General features: G+C 66.1%; 4 protein-coding genes. 2 read left to right on the top strand and 2 right to left on the bottom strand.

Annotated elements, in window-relative coordinates; all coding sequences use genetic code 11:
* Positions 1-82: 82 nt before the first annotated feature.
* On the bottom strand, positions 83-2,218 hold the full coding sequence (locus CH339_RS20315; RefSeq protein WP_111436197.1) for a TonB-dependent siderophore receptor: 2,136 nt from the start codon (positions 2,216-2,218) through the stop codon (positions 83-85).
* Positions 2,219-2,425: 207 nt separating this feature from the next.
* On the opposite strand from CH339_RS20315, the gene CH339_RS20310 reads away from it, so the two are divergent.
* On the top strand, positions 2,426-3,349 hold the full coding sequence (locus CH339_RS20310) for a helix-turn-helix transcriptional regulator (protein WP_146610262.1): 924 nt from the start codon (positions 2,426-2,428) through the stop codon (positions 3,347-3,349).
* A gap of 118 nt (positions 3,350-3,467) precedes the next feature.
* On the opposite strand, the gene CH339_RS20305 is transcribed toward CH339_RS20310, so the two are convergent.
* Entirely contained in the window at positions 3,468-5,324 is a 1,857-nt protein-coding gene (locus tag CH339_RS20305; protein ID WP_111436195.1) for an extracellular solute-binding protein, read from the bottom strand.
* 201 nt (positions 5,325-5,525) lie between these two features.
* On the opposite strand from CH339_RS20305, the gene hutW reads away from it, so the two are divergent.
* Positions 5,526-7,010, top strand: a complete 1,485-nt coding sequence (gene hutW, locus CH339_RS20300) for a heme anaerobic degradation radical SAM methyltransferase ChuW/HutW (protein ID WP_201241060.1) — start codon at positions 5,526-5,528, stop codon at positions 7,008-7,010.
* Positions 7,011-7,126 lie beyond the last annotated feature (116 nt).

Below are 7,126 nucleotides of genomic sequence, written 5' to 3'. Positions count from 1 at the left end.
GGCCGCCCCTGCGGCCGCCGTCATCAAAAGCCAAACGGCGCTGCAAAGATGCAGCGCCGCAACATGTCGACGTATCATTCGATCACCATTCGTAGCTGAGATTGGCCATCACCTTGCGCCCCTCGCCGTACCAGCAATAGGCACCGTTGTAGCAGGACGAGACGTACTCCTTGTCGGCGACGTTGGTGACGTTCAGCGTCCCCTTCACCCCTGCCATGTTCGGCGTGATGGCGCCGAGGTCGAGGGCGAGGCCGAGGTCGACCAGCGTATAGGAGGGAACGGTGATGCTGTTGTCCCAGGTGCCGTAGGATTCGCCCACATGGCGCACGCCGCCCATGACCTCGAGGCCGAAGTCGAAGCCGTACTTCGCCCAGAGCGCCGCCGTGTGCTTCGGCACCCGCTGGGCCTTGTAGCCGGCGTCGGCGCCGTCGGTGATCTCCGCATCCACATAGCCGTAGGAGGCGATCAGGCTGAAGGCCTCGGTGATCCGCGCCCGGCCTTCCAGCTCGACGCCGCGCGAGCGCCTGGTGCCGATCGGCACATAGCCGCCGGAGGCGAAGTCGTATTCGGCAAGGTTGGTCTGCTCGATGTCGAAATAGGACGCCGTCACCAGCACGTCGCCGCCGAGCGGCGCCCATTTGACGCCGGCCTCGTATTGCGTGCCCTCGCTCGGCTCCAGCGGACCGTAGCCGGGCGCCGCTTGGCGCAGCACCGGTTGGAACGAGGTCGAGTAGCTCGCATAGGGCGTGACGTCGAAGGGCAGGCTGTAGGCGACGCCGATCCGCCCGCTCAGCGCCTCGTCCTTGTAGGTCGTGGTCGGTGCCGCACCGGTCAGGTCGACGATGTCTGTGTCGGCCCAGTCGTAGCGCGCGCCGGCAACCAAGTTCAGCCGGCCGAGTTCCATCTGCTCCTGCACATAGAGCCCGGTCTGCCGCAGCCGGAGGTCCTCATTGTAGGTGTTGGTGGGGACCACCGACCGGGCAAAGCTCGCGGGGACGAAGCGGGGATGGGCGAGATCGTAGGTGAGACCTGAGGCCCAGTTGGAGGCGTAGTCGGTCTCCTTGGAACTCACCTGGTGGTCGATGCCGACCATCAGCGTGTGCTTGGTGCCGGAGGTGTCGAAGTCCCAGGTCACGTAGGTGTCCGTCGTCAGCTGCTCCATGACGTCGTCGACGCGGACGACGCCGAGATTGAGCACGTCGCCGGCGACGCTGTCGATCATCACCCCGCGATGGTCCATGCGGATGCGGTTGTAGCGCAGCTTGTGAACGACCTGGAACGCGTCGGTGAAGTGGTGCTTGATCTCGTAGCCGGCGGAGAAGGTCTGGCGGAAGACCTCGTCGAAGTCCGGCGAGACGGAGACGAGGTCGCGCGGGATCCGGTAGCCGCCGGCCGTCGGCACCAGCGTGCCCTCATAGGTGTTGAAGTTCCGGTAGCCGGCGTCGGGCTCGTGCTGGTAGAGCATGTCGACGGTGACCTCGGTATCGGGCGTTGCCTTCCAGGTCACCGAGGGCATGACCAGGAACCGGTCCTGCACGTAGTCGTCGCCCTGCAATTCCTTGTGCCAGCCCTTTGCGACGACGCGGTAGCCGAAATCGTCGTTGAGGAAGACGCCCTCAATGTCCGCGCCGATGCTCTTGTAGTTGTCCGTGCCGTAGCCGACGCTCACCCGTCGCCTGGTCTCCCCGGTCGGATGCTTGAGGATCTGGTTGACCATGCCGCCCGGCAGGATCTGGCCGTAGAGCACCGAGTTCGGCCCCTTCACCACCTCCACACGCTCCATCAGGAACGGATCGAGCTGGCCGTAGGAGCTCTGCCCGAAGACCATGCCGTTGACGTATTTGTCGGCGTATTCGAAACCGCGCACGAACACCTCGTCATGCAGGTTCGAGGTGCCGCGATAGTTGGTCAGCACGTTCGGCGTGTAGGTGAGGGCTTCGGCCACCGACGTCGCGCCCTGGTCCTCGATCTGCTCGGCCGGCACCACGTTGATGGTCTGCGGCGTCTTTTCCAGCGGGGTGTCGGTCTTGGTGCCGGAGACGGAGCGCCTCGCCACATAGCCGTCGACCGGCCCGTCGCCAACCTCGCCACCGCCACCAGGCGCCTGCACGACGACGGCGTCGAGTTGGACGGCTTCTTGCGCCGCCAGCGGCGTCATCACGGTTGAGGACAAAAGGGCCGCCGTGACCCCGAAAACGATGCGACGCGTACTGCTCATGCCGACTCCGATCCACCTTCCTTCAGGGCCGCACCGGCGGGGCGGCCTGAAATTGTTTTTTGTGAGGTGGTCAATCTATTTTCCGGCCGTATACAGTGCTAGATGCAATTCGTTTGCAATAGCGACTCTGTTGTTTGTAGAAATGACAAAACGGATGGAAACGCGCGTCGACGAGGGCCGGAAGGGTACAGCCACGCTGAGAGTGAGATGACCATTGAGCGTTTTCCCGGCGATTTCCGGGTCGGCTTTTTGAACCAGAAAATGCATGGCGTCGGCGATGCGTCGGAGACGCTGCTGTCGCCGAAGCTGCAATTGCTCGTGCTGTTGCGCGGGCGCCAGAAATTCTTTCTCGAGGACGAGTGCATCGAGCTGGTCGCCGGCGATCGCGACGATACAAGGCCGGTCGCCTTCCTGATGCGGATCGACAGGCTGTCGCGGCTGCGCTTTGCCGGCTCCTACGGCGATCCGTTCCGCAAGATCTCGGTCGCCGCGCCGCCCGACTGGCTGGAGCAGTTCCATCGCGACTGCGGCGGTGGCGCGTCCGCCTGCCCGCTCGCCGAATTATGCCGCGAAGAGGGAGCGTGCGCCGGCGACAGCCCGATCCTTGGCCGGCGCTCGATCGGACACCTGCATCACGTGACCTGGCGGCCGTGCCAGGACGTCTGCCGGCTCGCCGCCCAGATCATCTCGCCGCCGCCGATCGAGGACGAGCACCAGGTCGGCCTGTTCCGCATGTCCCGCGGCCTGGAAATCCTGCGCCGCGGCATCGTCGACTGCCGCAACGAGGCCGCCCGGTCCGTGTCGGGTGCGCAGCGCGCGATCCACGAAAGCCTCAGGCTCCATGTCGTCGCCAATCTTCACGGCGATCTCTCGCTCGACCGCCTGGAAGAGGTGTTCGGCCTCAACCGCCGCTCCATCCAGCGTGCCTTCAAGCGCGAATTCGGCATGACGGTGCGCGAGTATATCCGCGCCGAACGCCTGAAACGGGCCAACGAGGCGCTCCAGGACCAAGGCGTCTCGATTGCCGAGGCCGCCCATATCGCCGGTTATTCGAGCCCCGCGAACTTCGCCACCGCCTTCCGCAAGGCCTATGGCATGACGCCGAACTGGGCACGAAGCAGGACCAATTGAACGTGGCGCCGGGCGGGGCCCCGTCTTTGCCAAAAAGTTGACAGACTTCTCGGACAAGAAATCTCGTCAAAACAAAGACTTAAAGCATTTCGCGTGTTTCGGGAAAACGCAACGTGCTTCAGTCGCCGGCCGATCCGGGCTTTCGCCACCAGATGTCGACGAAACCGGTGCGACCGGCGTCCGTGTCGGGATAGCCGAAGCGGTCGCGCCAGGCGACCCATATCCGGTTCGACCGGTAGAGCGGCAGCATGTAGCGACCCCAGCGCATCAGGCGGTCGAAGAGGCGCGCGGCCGCCTGCAGATTTTTTCGGGTGCGGGCGGTGTTCATCGCTTCGATGGCGCGGTCAAGGGCAGGGTTCTTGACGCCGGAAAGGGCATAGCTGCCCTGCCGGTCGGCAAGCGCGGAGCCCCACAGAAGCCGTTCGGAAAGGCCAGGCAGGAGGCCGGGCGACCATTGCCGCAGAGCCGCCATGTCGAAGTCGTGGTCGAGCAACATCTTTGAGGCCAGTCCCGGCTCGCGCCAGCGATAGTCGAGGGTGACGCCGAGATGCTTCAGCCAGTTGGCGTAGGTGGCGAGCACCCGCTCCAGGCCGGCATCGAGGAAGACGACCTGAACGACGAAGGGCACGCCGGTCGCCGGGTCGATGCGGGCGCCGTCCCTCAGCGTGAAGCCGGCGGCGTCGAGAAGGTCGGCCGCGCGCCGCAGCGCCTCGCGGTGCCGTTCCCCGTCTTCGCGGCCGTCCGGACCGGGTGCCTCAAGGGCATCGTCCGGAAGTTCATCGACGCGCGGCCCGAGGATGTCCCTCTCGGCCGCCGATAAGGCGCCGGTCGCGGCAAGCGCGGTTTCGCCAAAATAGCTCGTCACCGGCTGGTAGAGGCCGTGGAAGAGGTTCTCGTTCACCCAGGAAAAATCATAGGCGAGACTGAGCGCCTCGCGGACGCGGCTGTCGGCGAAGGCCGGCCGGCGCAGGTTGAAGACAAGGCCGACGAGGCGGCCCGGCGTCTTCTGCGTGAAAGTCTCACGGCGAATGCGGCCCGCATCGAAATCCGGCCCCCCATAGCCCGTCGTCCAGCGCACTGCGTCATCTTCCACCCTCAGATCGTATTCGCCGACCCGGAACCCCTCCATGGCGACGGTGGCGTCGCGGTAGTAGTTGACGCGGATGCGGTCGAAATTGAAACGGCCGCGATTGACCGGATGATCTGCGGCCCAATAGTCCGGCACGCGCTCCAGCGTCACCGAGCGGCCCTGGGTTGCCGCCGCGATGCGATAGGGCCCGGAACCAAGGGGAGGCGCCATGGCGTCGCGGTCCTCTCCGGCGGCCTCCCAATAGTGTTTCGGATGGATCGGGATGCCGCCGACGAGGCCGACGAATTGCCGGTCCCCCGGCCGTGCCGCCGTGATCAGCACGGTGTCGGGAGCCTCGGCTGTGGCGGTGATGCCTCCCAGCGCCTGGCGGTAGAAGGGAACGCCCTTTTCTGCCAGTTGCTCGAAGGTGAAGACCACATCTGCGGCGGTGACCTGGGTGCCATCGTGCCAGCGGGCGGCAGGATCGAGGGTGAAGCGCACCCAGCTATGGTCCGGCACGGTCTCCACCGTCTTCGCCAGCAGCCCGTAATAGCCGGCGACCTCGTCGGCACTCTGTTCCAGCAGGCTGTCGTAGAGGAGGTCGCGAAGCGTAAAACCCTCGGCGCCTCCGCGCGGCGTGCGGGCCGGCCACGTCAGCGTGTTGAGGGAGGAATAGCTGCCGACGGCACCGAGCCTGAGGGTGCCGCCCTTCGGTGCGTCCGGATCGACATAGTCGAAATGGTCGAATCCCGCCGGGTATTTCAGCGGGTCGATGAGGGCATACCCATGGCCCGGATCGGCGACGGCGGGGCCGCCGACGCAGGCTGCGACAATTGCGACACCGGCGCCGGCCGCAAGCCGGCGGGCGACGCCGATGGCACGGCGAGGGACTTCTAGCGAATACATTGAAAGCGTCCTGAATTGGAGGAAGGATCGCCGGCCACCACCGTCGGCAACGTCGCGCGTTGTGTCTGTTCTCGACCGATGGTCCCGGCGCTGCTGCCGGCTTCGGAGCCGACGATGTTCGAACAGGCTCTGCGATCGGGCCTTGAACGGCGCCCCGGTGCTTTCCGATGGATCGGGCGATCGGCGTTGGACGCCAGGCCATTGACCGAACGGCAGGGCGCGGCCGACTATGTTGCCGACGTCCTGGAAACCGCCCACGATCCGCGCGAGAGCATGACGCACCAAGCAGAAAGGACCGGAAACGAAGACGCGGGTGCCCGCCAGCCGCTGGAGCGTTTCTTTGCACGCGTGAGCGACGATCCCCTGGCCGATGCCTTTGCCGGCGCGGGGACCGTCCACCCCTTTGTCGGCATGACGCCGGTGCCCGACGCCGACGTGGCGGAGGTTTGGCACCGGGTGATGGAAACACCGCGCGCCGCGCCCGGCGTCGCCTATGTCCATGTGCCGTTCTGCGAGAACCATTGCCTCTTTTGCGGCTTCTACCAGAACCCCTGGCGCAGCGACGCGGGAGCCGCCTATGTGGATGCCGTGTTGAAGCACCTTGAGAAAGACGCCGGACGAGCCTGCCTTCAGGGGCCACCGCTTCGTGCCGTCTATCTCGGCGGCGGCACGCCGACCACCCTTGCCGCGTCCGATGTGGCGCGGCTGGTCGAGGGCCTTCGCCGCGCCCTGCCGCTTGCCGGCGACTGCGAGATCACGCTGGAGGGCCGGGTCGTCTCCTTCGACGGGGAAAAGGCGCGTGCCGCGTTCGATGCCGGGGTCAACCGGTTGTCCATCGGTATCCAGAGCTTCGACGACGGGATCCGCCGATCGATGGGCCGGAAGGCCGGCAAGGCGGAGGTGATCCGGTTCCTTGAGGACCTCGTGAGGGCCGACCGCGCCGCCGTCATCGTCGACCTGATCTATGGGCTGCCCGGCCAGAGCCTTGAGGACTTCGCCGCCGATGTGGGGCTGGCGGCCGACCTCGGCCTCGACGGGTTCGACCTCTATGCGCTCAACCTGATCTCGCGGGCGCCACTCGCAAGCGCAATCGCCCGGGGAAAACATCGGCCGGTGCCGCGACAAGACCTCGGCAGATACTACGCCGCCGGCAGCGCGGTAGCGGCGCGGGCGGGGTTTGAGCCGATCACGACGTCGCACTGGCGCCGCGGCGCGCGCGAGCGAAACCTCTATAACGCCGCCATCAAGTCCGGCGCCGACTGCCTGGCCTACGGCGCCGGCGGCGGGGCGTTCCTCGCCGGACACAGCTTCCGGCACACAGCAGACCTCAGCGACTACGAAAAACGCGCCGGCACGGACGCGTGCCTTGCCGCCGGTATGGTCCGTATGTCGCCGCTCGCGCCCGTGCACAACGCCGTCAAGGCCGGGATGGAAGAAGGGTTCCTCGATCCGGTGGAACCGACGCAATATCTCGCCGGTCTCGGCGGCGGCGATTTCGTTGCGCTCACCGCGCCGCTGCTCGGCCAATGGTGCGAGGCCGGGCTGATGGAGCGGTCGGGCCGTGTCTATTGCCTGACGCTCGCCGGCCGCTTCTGGCAGGTGGCGATGACCGGCCGCCTGCTCGCCTGGCTGGAGGAGGAGGCAGGGCCTAGTCTTCGGGCGCCGGCGCCGCAAAGCCCTTCCTGAGCTGTGTCTTCCAGAACCGGGCAACGGTTTTCGGACAGGACCACGCGAGAAAAGCCTATCGAGCGTATCACCAATCACGAGAAACGCTCCCGACCTGGGCTCTTTCACGACCTTGC

This window comes from Rhodobium orientis (assembly GCF_003258835.1).
Lineage (GTDB): Bacteria > Pseudomonadota > Alphaproteobacteria > Rhizobiales > Rhodobiaceae > Rhodobium > Rhodobium orientis.
This window is presented reverse-complemented; position numbering and strand designations above follow the sequence as displayed.